The organism is Nocardia sp. NPDC041819 (assembly GCF_055590505.1).
In genome coordinates, this window is record NZ_JBVJAP010000027.1 from 1 (window position 1) to 18,117 (window position 18,117).

Annotated in this window: 18 protein-coding genes; 3 read left to right on the plus strand and 15 right to left on the minus strand. The window is 69.4% G+C overall.

The window, feature by feature from the left end:
• The first annotated feature begins 100 nt into the window (after positions 1 to 100).
• Positions 101 to 469, plus strand: coding sequence for a hypothetical protein (locus tag ACZ6DL_RS36355; RefSeq protein WP_466058074.1), 369 nt, complete (start codon positions 101 to 103; stop codon positions 467 to 469).
• 90 nt (positions 470 to 559) lie between these two features.
• On the opposite strand, the gene ACZ6DL_RS36360 is transcribed toward ACZ6DL_RS36355, so the two are convergent.
• From ACZ6DL_RS36360 to aztB, 7 genes are all read right to left on the minus strand, one after another.
• Positions 560 to 1,042 (minus strand): hypothetical protein, encoded by a 483-nt coding sequence (locus tag ACZ6DL_RS36360; RefSeq protein WP_466058076.1) that lies wholly within the window; start codon positions 1,040 to 1,042, stop codon positions 560 to 562.
• Positions 1,043 to 1,053: 11 nt separating this feature from the next.
• Entirely contained in the window at positions 1,054 to 1,290 is a 237-nt protein-coding gene (locus ACZ6DL_RS36365; RefSeq protein WP_466058078.1) for a hypothetical protein, read from the minus strand.
• 146 nt (positions 1,291 to 1,436) lie between these two features.
• Positions 1,437 to 3,275 carry a hypothetical protein gene (locus tag ACZ6DL_RS36370; protein WP_466058080.1) on the minus strand — a complete coding sequence of 613 codons (1,839 nt, stop codon included), beginning with the start codon at positions 3,273 to 3,275 and terminating at the stop codon, positions 1,437 to 1,439.
• 133 nt (positions 3,276 to 3,408) lie between these two features.
• Complete coding sequence (gene bla / locus ACZ6DL_RS36375; RefSeq protein WP_466058081.1) at positions 3,409 to 4,314, minus strand: class A beta-lactamase; 906 nt, start codon at positions 4,312 to 4,314, stop codon at positions 3,409 to 3,411.
• An 87-nt stretch (positions 4,315 to 4,401) separates the two neighbouring features.
• The gene (gene aztD / locus ACZ6DL_RS36380) at positions 4,402 to 5,571 is read right to left on the minus strand and encodes a zinc metallochaperone AztD (protein WP_466058083.1); all 1,170 of its coding nucleotides are present in this window, start codon (positions 5,569 to 5,571) and stop codon (positions 4,402 to 4,404) included.
• Between the two features lie 32 nt (positions 5,572 to 5,603).
• Positions 5,604 to 6,521, minus strand: coding sequence for a zinc ABC transporter substrate-binding protein AztC (aztC, locus tag ACZ6DL_RS36385; RefSeq protein WP_466058085.1), 918 nt, complete (start codon positions 6,519 to 6,521; stop codon positions 5,604 to 5,606).
• Positions 6,518 to 8,521: a zinc ABC transporter permease AztB gene (gene aztB, locus ACZ6DL_RS36390; RefSeq protein WP_466058087.1), complete on the minus strand. Its 2,004-nt coding sequence runs from the start codon at positions 8,519 to 8,521 to the stop codon at positions 6,518 to 6,520. Before aztB ends, aztC begins: the two co-directional genes overlap by 4 nt.
• A 59-nt stretch (positions 8,522 to 8,580) precedes the next feature.
• On the opposite strand from aztB, the gene aztA reads away from it, so the two are divergent.
• A complete protein-coding gene (gene aztA / locus ACZ6DL_RS36395; protein ID WP_466058089.1) occupies positions 8,581 to 9,267 on the plus strand; it encodes a zinc ABC transporter ATP-binding protein AztA in 687 nt (228 codons plus the stop codon).
• On the opposite strand, the gene ACZ6DL_RS36400 is transcribed toward aztA, so the two are convergent.
• Positions 9,264 to 10,442, minus strand: a complete 1,179-nt coding sequence (locus ACZ6DL_RS36400; RefSeq protein ID WP_466058155.1) for an MCE family protein — start codon at positions 10,440 to 10,442, stop codon at positions 9,264 to 9,266. The genes aztA and ACZ6DL_RS36400 overlap by 4 nt on opposite strands.
• A gap of 36 nt (positions 10,443 to 10,478) precedes the next feature.
• Positions 10,479 to 10,601: a hypothetical protein gene (locus tag ACZ6DL_RS36405; RefSeq protein WP_466058090.1), complete on the minus strand. Its 123-nt coding sequence runs from the start codon at positions 10,599 to 10,601 to the stop codon at positions 10,479 to 10,481.
• A gap of 45 nt (positions 10,602 to 10,646) precedes the next feature.
• Between ACZ6DL_RS36405 and ACZ6DL_RS36410 the strand changes: the two genes are divergently transcribed.
• Positions 10,647 to 12,011 carry a cytochrome P450 gene (locus ACZ6DL_RS36410; RefSeq protein WP_466058092.1) on the plus strand — a complete coding sequence of 455 codons (1,365 nt, stop codon included), beginning with the start codon at positions 10,647 to 10,649 and terminating at the stop codon, positions 12,009 to 12,011.
• A 61-nt stretch (positions 12,012 to 12,072) separates the two neighbouring features.
• On the opposite strand, the gene ACZ6DL_RS36415 is transcribed toward ACZ6DL_RS36410, so the two are convergent.
• The 6 genes from ACZ6DL_RS36415 to ACZ6DL_RS36440 are packed head-to-tail and all read right to left on the minus strand — an operon-like array spanning position 12,073 to position 18,106.
• A complete protein-coding gene (locus ACZ6DL_RS36415) occupies positions 12,073 to 13,299 on the minus strand; it encodes a cytochrome P450 (RefSeq protein WP_466058094.1) in 1,227 nt (408 codons plus the stop codon).
• 31 nt (positions 13,300 to 13,330) lie between these two features.
• Complete coding sequence (locus tag ACZ6DL_RS36420) at positions 13,331 to 14,446, minus strand: NAD(P)H-dependent amine dehydrogenase family protein (protein WP_466058096.1); 1,116 nt, start codon at positions 14,444 to 14,446, stop codon at positions 13,331 to 13,333.
• A gap of 1 nt (position 14,447) precedes the next feature.
• Positions 14,448 to 16,046, minus strand: a complete 1,599-nt coding sequence (locus ACZ6DL_RS36425) for an acyl-CoA synthetase (RefSeq protein WP_466058098.1) — start codon at positions 16,044 to 16,046, stop codon at positions 14,448 to 14,450.
• Positions 16,047 to 16,071: 25 nt separating this feature from the next.
• Positions 16,072 to 17,322, minus strand: a complete 1,251-nt coding sequence (locus ACZ6DL_RS36430) for a hypothetical protein (RefSeq protein WP_466058100.1) — start codon at positions 17,320 to 17,322, stop codon at positions 16,072 to 16,074.
• A 5-nt stretch (positions 17,323 to 17,327) separates the two neighbouring features.
• Positions 17,328 to 17,879, minus strand: a complete 552-nt coding sequence (locus tag ACZ6DL_RS36435; protein WP_357045527.1) for a Cif family virulence factor — start codon at positions 17,877 to 17,879, stop codon at positions 17,328 to 17,330.
• Entirely contained in the window at positions 17,879 to 18,106 is a 228-nt protein-coding gene (locus ACZ6DL_RS36440) for a ferredoxin (protein WP_062978071.1), read from the minus strand. The genes ACZ6DL_RS36435 and ACZ6DL_RS36440 overlap by 1 nt, the downstream gene beginning before the upstream one ends.
• Positions 18,107 to 18,117 lie beyond the last annotated feature (11 nt).

The window sequence follows — 18,117 nt, forward strand, 5'->3', positions numbered from 1 at the left end:
CTTTCAAGCCTCAACCAAGGCAAACACAAATCAGCTACACCCCACCGCCCTGGGCATCCAGGGCACCAACCCCAGACACCTACAACCTTAGGGAATTCGAATGAGCTCTACGACAATCGCCGCCGCACGAGTCACGGCCGCCGCCGTGTCGGTTCTGGGCTTTGCCACGGTAATCGGTTCCGGCACAGCCCAAGCCGCGCCACAGGACTGTGTGGTCACGCGAGACCTGTTCACTGCGACGGCGACCTGCCACGACGAGGATGCGCCCCCCGGCAGGGAGTACAACCTGGTGGTCGAGTGCGTCGGCCTGCACGGCGTACCGAATGCGTTCCCGCTCATGGCCATCGGCCCTTACCGAGGTTCGTGGAGTGGCTCCTTCAGCCCCTCCGGCCAGGGCACCGCCTCATGCTTGGGCCCCACCAGCATCGGCACCACCACCAACGCCTACGTCGCGGTATACCGCGACTGATCCGATGGTGGCCGGACTGCTGCCCCACAGCTGACCGGCCACCCATCGAATGGTGCGCAGACGAGTAAGCGGACCGGCTGGGACCATCCTTCAGCCGCGTGCCGCACCCTCCGGCCACACCACATCCACCGGCACCCCGGCTTTGCGGGCCAACCGCACCGCAGAGCCGGTTCCGCTGCGCTCCCCGTCCGCACCGTCCCAGACCGCGACCAGCCGGTCTACCGAGTCCACCACCGCCGCGTTCGCGGCCTCGTACGCTTCGCGGCCCGCGTCATCGAAGTCCATCACGCGCACGATGGCCGCACGCTGCGTGAGGTCATCGAACAGCTCGGCGTGGTCGGGCTTCACCTTCGTCTCCCGGTAGTTCCGCGACGGCAACACGACCTCGAGCTGTCCGCCTGCGTCGAGAACGGCTCGGGCGAACACCGAATCGGCGCCACGGGCTATGCAGCTCACCCCGACCACCACATCGCCGGTCCCGTTGGTGGCGAGCAACTCACGGATCGCCGCGTAGACCAGCGGCTCGGCGGCCTCGGTGATATTCATGTGCCCGGTGACCCCGATGCGCACCATGCAGTCTGCTCCTATGCTGTCGCCGCGACGAGCGGCCGCATCCGATCGCGCAGTTCTGCCACTTCAGCCACGTTCACGTGCTGTCGGGTGCGGTTGTACACCCTGGCGAGCTTCTTGGCCACACGGTCAGAGGCGGTCTGCTCGACTATCTGTAGCGCGGCGTGACCGACCCGGCAGGCTTCTTCGACCTCTCCCTGAATAAATCGCGCTTCGACCATACCGAGCCGATCCAGCGCGGCGCTGCGCATGCGGTTCGGCCGCCGACGAGGCACCTACCGGCCGCGCGGCATGGTCGTGGTCGAGGCCATCCGCGTCTGCGCACCCGCGCGTCGGCGCACGCCGCCGGACCCCCGATGACGTCGGTCGTATCCGTGGGGCGGCGAGAGTGGTCGGTTCAATTGTCGTAGGACGCGACGCCGACGGGCCCGACGCCCACGCACAGGTTCAGACCCGGTGTGGCGGTGGTGATTCGCAGTGCCGAACCGCTGCCGATGAGGCGAACGAAGACGGTGTTGGGACCCTTTCGGACCGGCGCGGTCACCGTTTCGCCTTGTTCCAGGGCGACGGTGATGCGGCCGTCGCGGCTGGCGAGGTAGTTGACTTGCGCTGTCCATTTGTTCGCGAGCATCGGGCCGTCGAGAAGCAGGCGAGCCGGGGTGGTGCCCTCGATCCGGTAGCCGCAGCCCGGCTCGGGGCCGGGGAGGATGATCCGGTTCCACCAGACCGCCGCCTCGACGATCTCACCGTTGTCGGTGATCATCCGCAGGTGGGGTGTCGAGTCCGCGAACGTGCCGGGAGCGGCTATGGGAGCCAGGACGTTCCTGGTGAGATTCTGCGGATAGGCCAGGGGATTCAGCACATTCCACGGCACCTCCTGCTCGAGCAGGGGCGCGCCGTCCCATGCGCTCAGCCCCGATTTCACGTTGGTGATGTAGGTTTCGGTCGGGCCGGCCCGCCAGGATCGCACGAACGTCCAGGTGGACCAGAGACTGCTGACGACGAACACCACCGTTACGGCGATCGTCACGGACCGCCCCGGAAGCGCCGGGCCGCGGCACGGCCGGCGGCGGGCCCGCAGCATCAGCGCACCCGCGGCCGCCGACACCACCGCCGTGTCGGCGAAGTAGCGCAACGACTGCATCAACTCCCCCGCGGTGTTCGGTCCGCCGCGAGCGAGCGCCACCGCCAGCTGAGCGATCAAGATGTACGCCGCGGCCGTCAGCCAGACCGCCCCGATCCGCCGCCGGGCGCGCATCGTCAGCGCTACGACCGCGCCCAGCGCGAGCCAGGCCGACGCCACCGCCCACTCCGGCGGATCCGCCCACGGCGTCGACGGTAGCCACCGCTCCCACACCCAGGGGCCGCCGAACAGGGCGGGCACGACCCCCAGGGAGGCGGCTCCGGGCAGCAGGTCGCGCAACTCGTCCCACCTGTCGGGCAGACCGGGACCGTCGACCACCACGAGGTAGATGATCGACCAGCAGGCCAGCACCGCGCCCGATCCGACCCACAGCGCCGCGCCCCGCCGGGCCACCGTGCGCATCGGGGCCGCGCGCCCGTCGACGTAGCGGGCCAGCGCCGTGATGGCGAAGGCCACGAACGGCACCACCGCCGACTTCTCGAAGAACAGCAGAGCCACCGCCAGCACCGCGACCCCGGACAGCGCGTATCGGCGGCGACCGGTCCGGACGAGCAGCACCGCGTCCCCGATCACCCAGGCGAGGGCGAACTGTAGCGGCAGTGCGTTCAGAGCGGCGGCCCACCAGGCGAACGCCGGGACCGTCAGAGGGCAGAACAGGTAGAAGACCAGCGGAAGCAGGATCGGCCATCGGGGGCCCACCACCAGCAGCAGCATCCGCACCACGGCTACCGACGCGCCGAGCTGCATGATCAGCAGCACCGTCACCGGTCCGGCCCAGACCAGCGGCGCCGCCGCGTTCACCGCCCAGGCCGTGGCGAATGCCAGCGGCATGAAGTGCCCGTCGTGGTCGTACAGCAGCAGGTCCGTAGACCACAGCCCGAATCGGGCGGCCCGGCCGACCAGGATGAAATCGTCCCAGTAGAAGTAGCCGCTGCCCGCTACCCACCAGCGGACCGCCAGCTGCAGCACGACCAGGCAACCGGCCACGACGACCAGTGGCCGCGCGTTCCGGATCCGCCGCAACCGGCCGCCGGCCGCCGCGGACCGAGGGGCGCGCGCGGGCTCCGGCACGGCGAGCACAGCAGTATCCATGTCATCCCACCGTAGCGGCGGTCGGGCCGGGGACCCGTCGCTTCGCGGCGATGGGAATCGCCGGTCTCGCCGAGACGACAGGTCGCCCGAGGGCACTGCGCAGAGTACTCGCGCGCGAGAACAACGACGGCCGCTAGGTGAGTGTGTCCAGCACGTACGCGGCAGCTTCGGCGAGGAGAGCCTGATCGTAGGCGGCATCTCGGGTGGCTTTGCTCGACATGATCGCGACGATGAGTGGCGCGGAGTCCGGGGGCCACACGACCGCTATGTCGTTGAGTGTGCCGTAGTCGCCGGTCCCGGTCTTGTCGGCAACCTTCCATCCCTGCGGCGTGCCCGCCCGGATTCGCTGCGCGCCCGCTGCGGTGGCGTTGCGTTCCAGCAGGTCACGGAGGAAGTCCCGCTTGTCGGCCGGAAGGGCGTCGCCCAGCACGATCCGGTGAAAGACCTCGCCGAACGCCCTCGGCGAAGTCGTGTCACGCGGGTCTCCGGGGGTGGCTTCGGTGATCGCGGGCTCGATCCGGTCCATCCGGGTGGCCGGGTCGCCCAGACTCCGGGCGTAGGCCGTCAGCTCGGCCGGGCCACCCAGATCGCGGAGCAGGAGATTGCCCGCGGTGCCGTCGCTGTACCGCAGCGCGGCGTCACACAGCTGGCGGATCGTCATTCCCGTGTCCACGTACCGAGGGGTGACGGAGGCGTTCTTCAGCAGATCGTCGCGGGTGTAGGTGACGACGGTGTCCAAGTGCGACAGTGGATTACGCTGTAGCACCGCCGCCGCGGCCAAGGCCTTGAACGTCGAACAGAACGCGAATCGTTCATCGGCTCGGTGCGCGATGGTGACGCCCGTCCCGGTGGCGCGGGCGTAGACGCCCAGGCGTGCGTCGAACTTTCGTTCCAGCTCGATCAGCCGATCGTGGCGCTCGTCCGCCTGGGCGGTGGGCGCGGCGGAGGAAGAAGGTCCCTTCTCCGCAGCGCACCCGGCCAGCGGTAGGAGTGCCGCCGCGGCCAGAAGCGTCCGGCGGCCGATGGGCGACTGCGTCATGCTCGTCCTCTCCCGGGGTCGATGTCGCGGTGAACGGGCTCACCACCGCGACCATCGTCCGCTGTCCCCACCGACGAGAGCCGAGGGTCAGTGCCCCAGCACGCCGCTCACTTCGTTCGGCGTGCTCGGCAGCGCGACGCTCGCCGTCTTCGCTCCGGTGCCCAGATCGATGCGATGCACCTGCTTCGTCCCGGGGTCGGACACATAGGCGGTGCCGCCGCGGACGAACAGCGCGGGCCGAGGCTTCTGCCATTCCAGCGGCTCCTGCCAGGGATCCGTGACCGGGATCGTGCGCACGACGGCGCCCGCGACGGGATCGATCACGTGAATGCGGCCATCGGTGCCGAGGACCAGGGCTTCGCCGTGCGGGCCCCGCGCCAGCGACCGGAAGGTGTAGCTGGTGCCCAGATCGACCAGGCGCAACGCGCCGGTGACCGTGTCGATCAGTGCGACCTTCCGCGGGCGTTCGAGTTCGGCGTCCTTGTCCTGCTTGTAGTCGCCGAGGACGACCGGCGAGGTTTCGCTGCCCGCCTGGTTGCCGATCCGGCCGTACTCGGTGGGGCTGGTCACCTTGGTGATCGCGCCGTCGCGGTAGACGAGCACGCCGTTCTCGCAGCCGATCACCACGGCCTCGCCCGCGGCGGTCGCCTCACCGTGCACGCCGGGGCAGTTCTCGTTGCGCGCCCGCTCCGTGCGGTTCTTGTCGAGCACCACGATGCCGGTCCGCTTCTCCTCGGTACCGAGGGTGAGGACGAGTTCGCCGTTGGTCAGTTCGATCGCGACGCCGTGGTGCGGGGCGGCCGCACGGTAGGTGTCGGTCTTCGGCGCGCCCTTCGCGAGATCGGCGGAGTCGAACGCGACGACTTCGCCGGTGCCGTCACTGAAGAGCACGGTCCGTCCGGCATGCCGGACCACGTGCCCTGGATGGGGGCCGGGAAAGTCGGTACCGGTGAATTCGGCTGTGACGGCGTCGAAGACCCGGAAGCCCGCTTTGGTCGAGACGATCAGGTGCCGGTCGTCACCCGCGGGGTTGAGCCGGTTGAAGCCGTCGAGCTCGACCGTGCGCGCGAGTTCGAGGGTGGTTCCGTCCAGTACGTGGATTCCGCCGTCGTAGGTGATCGCGACCGGGTCGGTGATCGGTGTGCGCCGGGTGTCTTGTTCCGGGGAAGCATCGACGCCGCATCCGGCGACGGTGAGTACTGCGGTCAGCAAGCCGGTCAGGGCGGCCGATTTCGTGGTTGTCGATCGAACAGGCATGGGCGACTCCGTCTCTCGTTGCGTGGGTCGGGCTAGGGGGTGGCGAGGCCGCGCACGATCGACTCGGTGTTGGCCCGCATCATTTCCAGGTAGGTGCCCGCGCCACCGCCCGGCTCGGTGAGCGACTCGGAGTACAGGGAGATCACCTGTACACGCACCCCGGCCTGGTCGGCGAGCACCCGGGCCAGGCGATCGGGTTGCGAGGCGTCGGCGAAGATCGCGCCCACCCCGGCGGCCCGGATGGTCCCGGCGAGGGCGGACAGATCCGACGGGCTCGGTGACGCGAGGGTGGTGCCACCCGGAATCACCGCGCCGACCACCTCGAAGCCGAATCGCTGTGCCAGGTAACCGAAGACGTGATGGTTGGTGACCAGCTTCCGCCGTTCGACGGGGATCGTCGCGAACCGCTCGGTCATCCAGCGCTCCAGCCGGTCGAGTTCGGTCAGGTAGCGATCGGCTCCGGCGCGGACCGCCGCGGCGTCCACGCCGGGGACGTGGTCGACGATCCGGTCCCGGATGACCTCCACCGCCCTGCGCACCCGGCGCGGATCGGTCCAGAAGTGCGGATCCGGTCTGCCGTTCGCTTCCTGCGCCGCGTAACCGATCGGGTCGATCGCCGCGCCGACGGATACGCCCGCGACCCCGGACTTCTCGGCCGCCTCGACGTTGCGCAGCACGCTCTCCTCGAGACCGAGACCGTTGTAGACGATGAGGCTCGCGCGTTCGAACCGGGCGGCCTGCTGGGCGGAGATGGCGAAGAAGTGCGGGTCCGCGTTCGCCTGCATGAGCACGGTGACCTCGACCGCATCCCCCGCGACGGCGCGGGTGAGATCGCCGAGGATATTGGTGGTGACGAGGACTCCGTCTCGGTGGGCGCCGGAGTTCGAGCATGCGGTCAGTGCGAACAGCGCGGCGACGATCAGGGCGCACAGGCGGGCGGTGAGTCTCATCGGCCGGTCTCCACCATCGAGGTGGGCATGATGTCGAGGCGGAACGTGCGCGCGGTGCGCAGGTTGTCGGTGTAGTCGATCTCGTGGATCGCCCGCGCCACGGGATCGTTGAGGTAGGCGCGGTGTTCGTCGACGAGGATCAGCGGCGCGGGCGTGCCGTCGGCTACCGGCGCGGTCAGCGGGCGCGCCACCGCGGACTCGCGGCCGGACGCGGCGTCGTAGCTGTGCAGCAGGCCGTCCGAGGTCAGCACCAGCAGTGCGGCGCCCTCCCCCGCCGTGTTCGCCGCGACCACCGGACCGGTGTCGACCGAGGTCCAGGTCTTGCGCCTGACGTCGAGCACCCACACCCCGCGCCGACCGGCCGCGGCCACGAGCGTCGCGCTGCCGCGGCGGTGGCGGAACTCGACCGCGCGGTCGGCGTCCGCGGTGCCGGGCGGATAGGGAATCTTCTCGCCGGTGAACGCCGCGTCGCGTGCCGTCACCAGCAAAGCACCGTCGGCGCAACCGAAGACGACGCCCCGCCTGGTCACCGCCGAGCCGCGCGGACGCGGGCACGGCTGCGCGAGGTCCGAGGCGTGCGCGCCGTCTCGGGTGCGGACCTCGATGCGCGCGCGGGAGGGCACGGCCACGAGCAGGTGCTCGGCGTACGGCACGGCGGCGGCGTCCGCGATCACGCCGCGCTCGTGCACCGACCCCGCGCCGAGCGCGGACCGGTCCAGCAGCGTCGTGCTACCCGCGTCGGAAACGACTGCCGTGACCGCGCTGTCGGCGTGCGCGACCGACACCGGGCCACCGGTGCTGACGCCCAGATCGCGGGCGGGCGCGCGGTAGTAGTGCACGTGATCGCCGTGGTCGACCGTCCACGCACCCGCGTCCACGATCCGCATCCGGTCGCGGGCGGACAGGAACGCGAAGCGCCCGTCGGTGCTCATCCGGTCGACGCCTTCCATCCGGCCGAGATCGATCACGTCCTCGGTGACGAGATCGACCACCCGCACGTCACCGGTCGCGTTGTCGGCCACCACCAGACGCGGCTGCGCCTCGTCGGTCTCCTCGGCGCCCGCCACGTACCCGTGCGGCGTCGGCCCCGCAGGGGCGGATTGTTCTGTCGCGCAACCGATCAGGGGCGTGATCGCGGCGAGGACCAGCACGAGCGCCAGTGGTTTCGTGCTCGTGCGGGAGGCGCGGATCCGCTCGCGCAGCCAGGACGACAGCGCCGAGACGAAGAACAGCGCGACGGCCGTCGCCGCGATGGTCGCCCCCGCGGCGGTGCTCGCGTGCCACGAGATCAGCAGCCCGGCGAAGGTGGACAGCGCGCCGAGCGCCGCGGCGGTGAGCATGATCAGCGGAATGCGATGCACCCAGTAGACGGCCGCCGCGGGCGGCGCGATGAGCAGACCGAAGACCAGCAAGGTGCCGACGATGTGGAAGGACGCGACGATCGCCAGGGTCACCAGGCCGATCAGCGCGACGTTCGCCATCCCGGGCCGCAACCCGAGGGTGTGCGCCTTGCGCGGGTCGAAGGTGAGCGCGACGAAGGCCCGGTAGCCCAGCACCGAGATCACCGCCGCGAGCACCGCGGCCGCGACCAGATACCAGAGGTCACGCGCCCCGACGGCGAGTACGTCACCGAAGAGGAAGCCGGTCAGGTCCACCGCGAACGAGGGCGAACGCGACACGATGATCACGCCCGCCGACAGCATCCCGACGAACAGCAATCCGATGCCGGTGTCGGCGGCGAACCTGGTGCCCCGGCCCAGCACCGAGACGCCGACCGCCATCGCCGCGGCGCTGCATGCCGCGCCCAGCACCAGGTTTCCGCCGAGCAACGCGGCGATCGCGACGCCCGGCAGCATGCCGTGCGCCATCGCGTCGCTGAGAAAAGCCATGCCGCGCAGCACGACCCACGTGCCGGCCAGCGCGCACAAGCACGAGACGAGCAATCCGCCCCACAACGCCCGCTGCACGAACGAAACCTCGAACGGGGCCAACCACTCCATGAGGCAGCACTCTACAATGATAACGGTTTTCATTTCAATGAGGTGATCGGAGTCCGCTCATGCCGCCGTCCGCTGTCCATCTCGCCGAGGTGACGGCCGGTTACCGGGGAAACCCGGTACTGCGCGCGTTCACCGCCACGATCCCGGCCGGACAGGTGACCGCACTCGTCGGGCCCAACGGGTCCGGCAAATCCACCCTGCTCGGCGTGCTGGCCGGCGTCGTCACGCCCACCACGGGAACCGTTCGCCGGCACCATCTCCGGCGCCCGGCATTCGTCGTGCAGCACAGCGGTGTCCCCGCGACGCTGCCGATCACCGTGCGGGACACAGTCGCGATGGGACGGTGGGCGCATCGCGGCGCCTGGCGGCGTCTCACCCGGCAGGATCGCGCGGTGGTGCGCGCGTGCCTCGACCGGATGGCCATCGCCGACCTGAGCGAGCGCCGGCTCGACACCCTCTCCGGCGGACAGCGCCAACGGGCGCTCCTCGCGCAGGCTCTCGCACAGGAGTCGGACCTGCTGCTGCTCGACGAACCGGCCACCGGCCTGGACTCCGCCGCACAACAGGAGATCTCCGAGGCCATCCGCCGCGTCGGCGCGCGTCGCGTGACGGTCGTGCACGCCACGCACAGCCGCGAGGACGCCCTGCGCGCCGACCACTGCTTGCTGTTGCGCGACGGCCGGCTCACCGGCCAGGGCGATCCGCGCACCGTCCTGCGCGAGCAGAGCGCCGAGGCGGTCGACTAACGCGACACCCCGGGCATGCCCGCGAAAAGGATCTGGAAGACCTTGGGCGCGTTGGGCACGACCGCGCTGGACGGAGTGAACGGCGCGCCCGCGTTGGTATCGGTGACCACGTAATCGGCATGGCTGCCGGGAACCCGGTCGAGGATCCCGTCGCAGCGTGGCCCACCGGTCGCGTTCACCTTCGGCAGGTCGTCGGGATACCGATAGGGCCGCGCGCCGTACATGAAGCTCGCGTTGAAGATGGCTCCCGGCTCGTACCCCCCGATGATGGCCTCGGCCGCGGGAAGAGCTTTCGCGATGCCGACGACCACGCAGTACAGCACGGGTGAGTACGTATCGAGCAGCGAACTGGTGGGCCGCAGGAGCGCGGGCACGGCGGTGAGATCCCGCTCGTTGTCCGTGAGCACCGACCGGGTGGTGTCGGCCAGGCCGATGAGGTTGAGCAACACCGCGTCCAGGTCTTGCGCACCCTGGTCGACCGTCGCGCCGGTCGCGGTGGCGTTGCCCGCCGTGCGCAACAGATCGGGCGTGGTGTCGGCGTAGAGCCCGGTGACCTGCCCGGCAGACGACAGGTCCCGCCGCAGCACGGGCAGACTGGGGTTGATCTGCCGCAGGTAGTCGTCCGCGCGAGCCAGGAGATCGCCCAGCCGATCGCCGCGCCCTTGCAGTGCGGCGCCCAATGCGGCCAGGGTGGCGTTGAGCTTGCCCGGCTCCACCTCGGCCAGGATGTCGCTGAGACGCTGGAACAGCGTGTTGTATTCGACGGTGACCGATTCCGCGCGGATCGTCGCGCCGGGCCGCATCGGCGTCGGCGAGGGAACGCCCGGCACGACGAAATTCACGTATTTGGCGCCGAATACGGTGGTCGAGCGGATGTTCACCGTCGCGTTGGCCGGCACCAGCCGCAGCAGCGCGGGATCGAGCGCGAGACGCAGGCGCGCCCGGTCACCATGGAATTCCACGGCGCTGACCCGGCCGAGTTCCACCCCCCGCATCCGCACCTCGGCGTCGGGGTCCAGAACCAGTCCGGTGCGGGACGTCTCGACGGTGACGGTCTCCGTGGAGCGGAAGCGTCCGGCGTACATCGCGACGGCGACGGCGACCAGCGCGGCGACGAGCAGGATCAGCACCGCCCCCGCGACCTTCAACCGCACTATCCGCCACGTCACCGACATGGCCTGCCTGCCGACATTCATCTTCGAATCCACCGATCACTTCTCGGCGCGGGCTGCGCGGCGACGGCGGCACCCGCGGTCCTGGCGTCCGGCCTGCACGACGGCGGACGTGGCCCGTGTCTTGCCGGACGCTCGATAGCCGTAGTACTGTCCAGACACGTGTCCATCATAAAACTTGGACGCTTATCTGGGGAAGGATTTCCAATGACTCTGGTGAAACCACGGCGGGTATCCGGAGGCGACCACGAGCACGGTCATCTGGAGGAGTTCCGCGTCGACCCGATCGGCCTGATGCGCCGGGTCCGCCAGGAGTGCGGCGACGTCGGCTCGTTCGACCTGGCGGGGCGCCAGGTCATTCTGCTGTCGGGCGCGGAGGCCAACGAATTCTTCTTCCGCTCCGGCGACGAGGACCTCGACCAGGCCGCCGCCTATCCCTTCATGAAGCCCATCTTCGGCGACGGCGTCGTCTTCGACGCCAGCCCGGAACGCCGCAAGGAAATGCTGCACAACCAGGCTCTGCGCGCCGAGCACATGCGCGGGCACGCCGCGACCATCGCCCGCGAGGTCGAGCGGATGCTGGCACGCTGGGGCGACGAAGGCGAGATCGACCTGCTCGACTTCTTCGCCGAACTGACCATCTACACCTCCTCGGCCTGCCTGATCGGCGTGAAATTCCGCAACGACCTCGACGACCGCTTCGCGCACCTCTACCACGACCTGGAACGGGGCACCGACGCACTGGCCTACGTCGACCCGTACGCCCCGATCGAGAGCTTCCGCCGCCGTGACCAGGCGCGGGCCGAGCTGGTCGAGCTGGTCCAGGCGATCATGGATCGCCGGGCCGCCGCCCCGCCGACCGGCAAGGACGACCGGGACATGCTCGACGTGCTCATCTCGATCCCGGGCGACAACGGCGAACCGCGCTTCAGCGCCAGCGAGATCACCGGCATCTTCATCTCGATGATGTTCGCGGGCCATCACACCACCTCCGGCACGGCGGCCTGGACGATCATCGAATTGCTGCGCCATCCCGAGGTGCTCGGCCAGGTCGTCGCCGAACTCGACGAGCTCTACGCCGACGGCTCCGACATCAGCTTCGGCGCGCTGCGCCAGATCCCGCACCTGGAGTCCGTGCTCAAGGAGACGCTGCGCCTGCACCCGCCGCTGATCATCCTGATGCGGGTGGCCCGTGGCGAGTTCGAGGTCTGCGGGCACCGCATCGAACCCGGCGACCACGTCGCGGCCACACCCGCGATCTCGAACCGGATCCCGGAGGACTTCCCCGATCCGGACGCGTTCGATCCCGGCCGCTACATCGATCCCGACCAGGCCGATCTCGTCAACCGCTGGACGTGGATTCCGTTCGGCGCGGGCCGGCACCGCTGCGTCGGCGCGGCGTTCGCGTTGATGCAGTTGAAGGCGATCTTCTCGCTGCTGTTGCGGGACTGGGAGTTCGAGATGACCCAGCCGTCGGAGACCTACCGCAACGACCACTCCAAGATGGTCGTGCAACTGGCGCAACCGTGCACAGTTCGCTACCGCAGGCGCCGCAAGGAAGGCAACGGCTGAGGGCACGGCCGGGTCCGTGCGAGTTCCCCGCCACCGGGTTACGGGGAACTCGCACCCGGACCTATTCGTAGCGCACTCGCCAGCTCTTGATGCCGTTGATCCAGCCCGACCGCAGCCGCACCGGCTCGGCGACCTGCCGCAGGCCGGGCATCACCTCGGCGATGGCGTTGAACATCAGATCGATCTCCAGCCTGGCCAGGTTCGCGCCGACGCAGTAGTGCGCGCCGGTGCCACCGAAACCCACGTGCGGGTTCGGGTTGCGCAAGACGTCGAAGGTGAAGGGATTCTCGAAGCCCTCCTCGTCGAAATTGGCCGAGCTGTAGAACAAACCGAGCCGCTCGCCCTGCCGGATGGGCTGCCCGCCGAGTTCCAGGTCTTCGGTCGCGGTGCGCTGGAAGGCGGTCACCGGGGTGGCCCAGCGCACGATCTCGTCGGGCGCGGTGCGCGGACGCTGCTCCCGGTAGATCTCCCACTGTTCCGGGTTGTCGACGAACGCCTTCATCCCGTGGGTGATGGCATTGCGCGTTGTCTCGTTGCCCGCCACCGCGAGCAGGATGACGAAGAAGCCGAACTCGTCGGAGCCGAGCGCCTCGCCGTCGAGGTCGGCGTGCACGAGTTCGCTCACGATATCGCCCACCGGGCAGGCGCGGCGCTGCTCGGCCATGTTCCAGGCGTAGCCGAGGATCTCGGCCGAGGCCGTCGCGGGATCGCCGTACTCGGGGTCGTCGTAGTTGAGCATCTGATTGGACCAGTCGAACAGCTTGCGCCGATCCGCCTGCGGCACGCCGATCAGCTCGGCGATCGCCTGCAACGGCAGTTCACAGGCCACCTGTTCGACGAAATCGCCGCCGCCGGATTCCTTGGCGCCGTGCACGATGCGCGCGGCGCGCTCGGTGAGTGCGGCGCGCAGGTTCTCCACCGCCCGTGGCGTGAAGCCTTTGGAGATGATCCGCCGGATCTTCGAGTGCTTGGGCGGGTCCATGTTCACCAGCAGGGCTCCGGTGAGCGCCATCTGCTCCGGCGTGATGTCGCCGGGCAGACGGATGATCGCCCCTTTCCGCTCCGAGGAGAACAGTTCCGGATGCTTCGAGATCTCCTTGATGTCGGCGAGCTTGCTGACCACCCAATAGCCACCGTCGCGGAAACCCCCCGAGGTCTCGTCGGATTGCGCGTTCCACCACACCGGGGCGGTCCGTCGCAGCTGCGCGAACTCCTCCACCGGACTTCGGTTCTCCCACAGCGCCGGATCGGTGAAATCGAATCCGACAGGTAATGCCGATGCGGCCATTGCTACCTCCTAGATGAAACGGGCGAGCCGGTCAGCGCGGCGCAGTCCGCCGCGCGAGGTCGGGTTCGGCCGCGGCGGACGAAGCGCCGCCGGCCCCGCGCAACGAGGCGGCGGCGCGACCCGCGACGAGCGGCAGCTCGAGATAGGTCCGCACACCCGGTTCGGCGGCGACGACGTAGGGAATCGAGTTCACGCAGTGCATGGCCGTGGCGACGATGCCGGGGTTGCGCGCCAGACCGGCGGCGGCGCTGTGCGCGTGCATGCCGGTGAAGGTCACCGTCGCGCCGGGATCACCGACGATCTCGACCTCGTACCGCTCACCCGCCGGTCCGAATGTCCAGGGTGGATCGAGGTTCTCGGTGCCCATGAACCAATTCACCGCCGCCGTGATCACCGGTGCGCCGCGGACGGTCCCCTGCCAGCGGAAGCGTTGCGCTGCGACGCGTCCCGGCGCGATCGGCCCGATCGGCGAGTCGATCGGTGCGGTGGCCACCGCCGTCTCGTGCGTCACCCGCAGTCGCTCGTCGAGCGCGATGCCCAGCGCGTCCGCGATCATCCACACCGATTGGCTGTAGCCGCCCGCGAGGACGTCCGCCATGACGCTGGCCGCGGCCTGCTCCGGTGTGGCGCCGAACAGCATCCAGTCCCGGACCACCTCGGGCGCGCCATAGGTGCGGATATCGGAGAATTCCTCGGCGCGCACCTCGGTGATCGCCCCCGACAGCGCCGACACCACCAGCGGAATCTTCTCGGTGATGCCGCCGGGATGGATTCCGGCGCCGTGCAGAGTGACTCCGGCGGCCCGGCACAGCTCGTCGTACCGCTGCCGCTCCGCGCGGCGCGGATAGAACCAGCCCAGCGGCGTGACGATGTTCTTGCCGGACCGCAGGATCGCGCGCACCGTCTCGGTGTCGGCCATGAACGGGCTGTACAGCACGCACTCGGCCGGTGTGGCGAGCAGACGCTCGGCATCGGTGCTCGCGCGCACTCCGATCGGCGCACGGCCGACCAGTTCGCCCAGGTCCACACCATCCTTGTCCGCGCTGTGCACCCACGCCCCGGCCAGTTCCAGATCGGGATGGTCGAGAATGCCCTCGATGGCGGCCCGCCCGACTCCTCCGGTCGCCCATTGGATCACCCGAATCATGTCAGTCCGCCTTGTGGTCGGGGCCTCGGCCGGCCACGTACTGCTTGGCCCACCGATAGTCGGGCTTGCCGCTGGGCGCGCGCACGATGGTGTCGGCTACCCAGATCTGTTTGGGCACTTTGTAGCCGGCCAGGAATTTGCGCACGTGCGCCTGCAGGTCGGTGAACTCCACCGGCCCGGCTCCGGACAGCGACACCACGGCGGCGACCTGATGGCCCCAGCGTTCGTGGGGCACGCCGAGCACCACCGCGTCGTAGATCGCGTCGTGGGTCTTCACCACGCTTTCGACCTCTTCGACGAATACCTTCTCGCCACCGGTGTTGATCACCATGTTGCCGCGGCCGATCAGCGTGATCGATCCGTCGGTCTCCGCGCGGGCGCGGTCGTCGGTGACGACCATGCGTGTGCCGTCGACGGTCTTGAACAGTTTGTCGGTCTTGCCGGGGTCTTTGTAGTAGCCGATCGGCACGTTGCCGGTCTTGGCCAGCCAGCCTTCCGAACCCGGCGCGACGGGGTGGCCCTCGTCGTCCACGACGACCGCGCCGCGACCGGTCTGCACGCGGGGCCCGCGGGCTGGATCGTCGTGCTTCTGGGCGAAACCGATACCGCCGAAACCGGTTTCCGACGATCCGATGGAGTCCGAGACGACCGCCCACGGGAACAGCTCCAGCAGCGCGTTCTTCACCGGCTGTGACAGCAGGGCGGCGCCGGAGGCGATCGCCAGCAAGGACGAGGCGTCCACCGGCTCGCGCCCGAACGCCTCGAGCAGCGGTCTGGCCATGGCGTCGCCGGTGATCACCATGACCTGGGGGCGCTGCTCGGCGACGGTCCGCCAGACGCTACCGGCGTCGAAGCGGGATTCGAAGATCACGGTGTTGCCCGACCACAGCGCGGTGAAGGTGGGCATCATGGCGGCGGCGTGGATCAGCGGCGGCAGCACCAGCCAGGCGCTCGGATCGACCTGGGCGCCGGTGCGGGACTGCTGGAACTCGTCGGCGACCGGTTCGCCGGTGTAGAAGTCGATGCCGCCGCCGAGGACCCGCCACATGTCCTCCTGCCGCCACATGACGCCCTTCGGCATGCCGGTCGTCCCGCCGGTGTACATCATGAACAGGTCGTCGGGACCGCGGCGGACCACCGGGCGGTCCGTCGACTCCCTGGCGAGAGCGGCCTCGTAGCCCGTAGCCTGGGCATCCGCGTCGCTGAACTCGTCGGCTACGCAGACGGTGTGCCGCAACGCGGTCGTCCGGGCTTCCTGGACGGCTCCGGCGTAACAGGAGTGGTGCACGAGCACCTCGAGATCCGCGTTGGCGTAGACGTAGGCCAGTTCCGCCACGCCGTACCGGTAGTTGATGTTGATCGGCACGGCGGCGAGCTTGAAGCACGCGATCAGCGTCTCCATCGTCTCGATGCTGTTGTGCATCTGGAAACCCACGTGCGTTCCCGCGCCGACGCCGAGGCTCGCCAGATGGTGTGCGAGCTGGTTGGCGCGGGCGTCGAGCGCACGGTAGGTCACGCGGCGGCCGGACTGGATCAGCGCCACCCGCTCGGGCATGGCGTCCACGGAGTGCTCGAAGAGGTCGGCGAAGTTGTTGGCCATCTCGTTCCATCTCTGGGTGGGGCTGTCACACGACGGTGAGCGGAAGGGGTATCCCCCGGTCGGTGAAGGTGAAGGCGGCGCCGGTGCTGAACCGGGTCAGCGCGACCTCCGTCGCCTCCCGGAACGCCTTGTCGCCGAGCGTGACCGCGGCGCGCCACCCGTCCGCGCCCACCGCGACTACCTCGGCGGAGAAGCGCGGGTTCACGCCGCGGACCAGGGCGTTCAGCGGCTGAAGGTGCTCGGGGTCGAGCATCGACGGCCACGCTGCGTCGGTGTGCGCACCGCTCGCGGCCGGGAACGTCACCGTGACCGTGTCGCCGCTGTCCGCGATCTCGATACCGGTGTAGGGCAGTGGATTCAGAGCGGGATGTAGCCGCAGTACCGTCGCGAGCGCGGCGGCGTCGTCACCGAGGCCGAGGCAGTTGCGCAGGCGCTCACTGGTGAGCCCGGCGATCCCCGCGAACTGTTTGCGTCCGATCTCCAGCGCCGCGGCGGCGTCGGCGCGGGCCCGCACCGCGATCATGAAACCGAGGGTGAGCAGATGATGTTGCAGGCAGACCTCGTCGGCGAGACGCACCAGCGCGGAGCGGGAGAAGTCCGCGAATCGCACATCGCTGAGCAAGGGGCCCGCGTAGTCCGGCCGTCCCTCGTCGTCGCGATCGATCGCGGCCAGCTCCAGTCGCGCCGCCACCGACCCGGCGACCAACTCGGCGTTGGGCGGCACCGGCGGCGGCACGTGACCGGGATCGATGACGACCGTCCACGCGCACACCGGCTTCCGGTCGGCCGGATGGCGGGGCGGGCGGTGGATGGGCCGGACCTGCGCGTGCGGGTTGGTGGCCAGCGCGGTCGCGTCGAAGGTCGGATCTTCGATGTCGTGGCACATGGACACGACGAAGTCCTCGCCCATCGGTTCCACGTCGGCCAGCGCACCGCAGTGGTCGAGCCAGAACTCGCCGTGGTGGTGGTCCTCCACCCGGAAACGGAAGTCCATGAACTGCGGTGGAGCGCCGATGTCCAGTTGCAGGCCCTTGAAGATGGTCTCCACGCCGTCGCCTGCGAAGCCGAGCGCCCGCTGCATGCGCCGGGTGTAGACGGGGCTGGCCACCTGCCACTCCTCGATGGCGATCTCGGTCATGCCCTCCCGGCCGAACGCGGCGATCGAATGCGCCATGCCGGAGCGGTCGATGAGGTGCCCGCACAGGAGCAGTTCGGGAATCAGCGCCGCCAGGGTGTCCCGGTCCAGGTCGGCGAATCGGCTGTGTGGTGCGGCCATGTCGGTCACCACAGCGGGACGGGGGATTCGCCGATGCGGTACCAGCCGGGCAGCGGTTTGCCGGAGACGGAGCGCTCGATGCGCTTCTGCATGCCCGGTGTCAGCGCCTTGTTCGTGATCATCTCCAGGAACATCGCCGAGACGTTGCCGAAGTCGAAGAAGTCCCGTTGCCAGGACCATTGGAAGTCACCGCCGTAGCGGAACCAGCTGCCGCCGATCCCTTCGGGCGAGTAGTTGCGCCCGTCGGGCCGCTCGGCCTCGCTGATCTGCTTCCAGAGTCCGATGACGTTGCCGGTGCGGTCGTCGACCACGAACTCCTGGTAGGGGTAGGTCCAGCCCTCCAGTCCGGCCATCTCCTGGCCGAGGGCCAGATCGCGGATCTCGTCGCGTCCGACGGCCATGAACTCCTGGGTGGGGCCGTAGTTCCAGCCGTAGGTGGCGTCCTCGGTGTACATCTGCGCGAGCGGCTTCCAGTCGCCCTTCTCCTCGCAGCGCTGGTTCTCCACGATCCAGCGCTGGATCATCTCGTCGAGCTCGGCGCGGTCGAAAGCTGGCATCAGTCGGTACCTTTCGGGGAGTGGTCGGTCGCGTCTTCGTCGGCGATCGACAGGGCTCGAGTGGGGCAGTAACGGATCGCGTCCGCCACGGCGGGCCGCAGCCCGGCGTCCGGCACGTCGTCGAGGATCTCGACCCGGCCGCGTTTGGGCACGGTGAACACCTCCGGCGCCTCGGCCTGACAGACCGCGTGCCCCTGGCACAGATCGAGGTCGGCCCGGATTCTCATGACCGGCTCCG

What these genes read in the sequence shown, in the direction of transcription:
- ACZ6DL_RS36355 (WP_466058074.1), top strand. Translation starts at nt 101, where the DNA reads ATGAGCTCTACGACAATCGCCGCCGCACGAGTCACGGCCGCCGCCGTG.
- ACZ6DL_RS36360 (WP_466058076.1), bottom strand. Translation starts at nt 1,042, where the DNA reads ATGGTGCGCATCGGGGTCACCGGGCACATGAATATCACCGAGGCCGCC.
- ACZ6DL_RS36365 (WP_466058078.1), bottom strand. Translation starts at nt 1,290, where the DNA reads ATGCGCAGCGCCGCGCTGGATCGGCTCGGTATGGTCGAAGCGCGATTT.
- ACZ6DL_RS36370 (WP_466058080.1), bottom strand. Translation starts at nt 3,275, where the DNA reads ATGGATACTGCTGTGCTCGCCGTGCCGGAGCCCGCGCGCGCCCCTCGG.
- bla (WP_466058081.1), bottom strand. Translation starts at nt 4,314, where the DNA reads ATGACGCAGTCGCCCATCGGCCGCCGGACGCTTCTGGCCGCGGCGGCA.
- aztD (WP_466058083.1), bottom strand. Translation starts at nt 5,571, where the DNA reads ATGCCTGTTCGATCGACAACCACGAAATCGGCCGCCCTGACCGGCTTG.
- aztC (WP_466058085.1), bottom strand. Translation starts at nt 6,521, where the DNA reads ATGAGACTCACCGCCCGCCTGTGCGCCCTGATCGTCGCCGCGCTGTTC.
- aztB (WP_466058087.1), bottom strand. Translation starts at nt 8,521, where the DNA reads ATGGAGTGGTTGGCCCCGTTCGAGGTTTCGTTCGTGCAGCGGGCGTTG.
- aztA (WP_466058089.1), top strand. Translation starts at nt 8,581, where the DNA reads ATGCCGCCGTCCGCTGTCCATCTCGCCGAGGTGACGGCCGGTTACCGG.
- ACZ6DL_RS36400 (WP_466058155.1), bottom strand. Translation starts at nt 10,442, where the DNA reads ATGTCGGTGACGTGGCGGATAGTGCGGTTGAAGGTCGCGGGGGCGGTG.
- ACZ6DL_RS36410 (WP_466058092.1), top strand. Translation starts at nt 10,647, where the DNA reads ATGACTCTGGTGAAACCACGGCGGGTATCCGGAGGCGACCACGAGCAC.
- ACZ6DL_RS36415 (WP_466058094.1), bottom strand. Translation starts at nt 13,299, where the DNA reads ATGGCCGCATCGGCATTACCTGTCGGATTCGATTTCACCGATCCGGCG.
- ACZ6DL_RS36420 (WP_466058096.1), bottom strand. Translation starts at nt 14,446, where the DNA reads ATGATTCGGGTGATCCAATGGGCGACCGGAGGAGTCGGGCGGGCCGCC.
- ACZ6DL_RS36425 (WP_466058098.1), bottom strand. Translation starts at nt 16,046, where the DNA reads ATGGCCAACAACTTCGCCGACCTCTTCGAGCACTCCGTGGACGCCATG.
- ACZ6DL_RS36430 (WP_466058100.1), bottom strand. Translation starts at nt 17,322, where the DNA reads ATGGCCGCACCACACAGCCGATTCGCCGACCTGGACCGGGACACCCTG.
- ACZ6DL_RS36435 (WP_357045527.1), bottom strand. Translation starts at nt 17,879, where the DNA reads ATGCCAGCTTTCGACCGCGCCGAGCTCGACGAGATGATCCAGCGCTGG.
- ACZ6DL_RS36440 (WP_062978071.1), bottom strand. Translation starts at nt 18,106, where the DNA reads ATGAGAATCCGGGCCGACCTCGATCTGTGCCAGGGGCACGCGGTCTGT.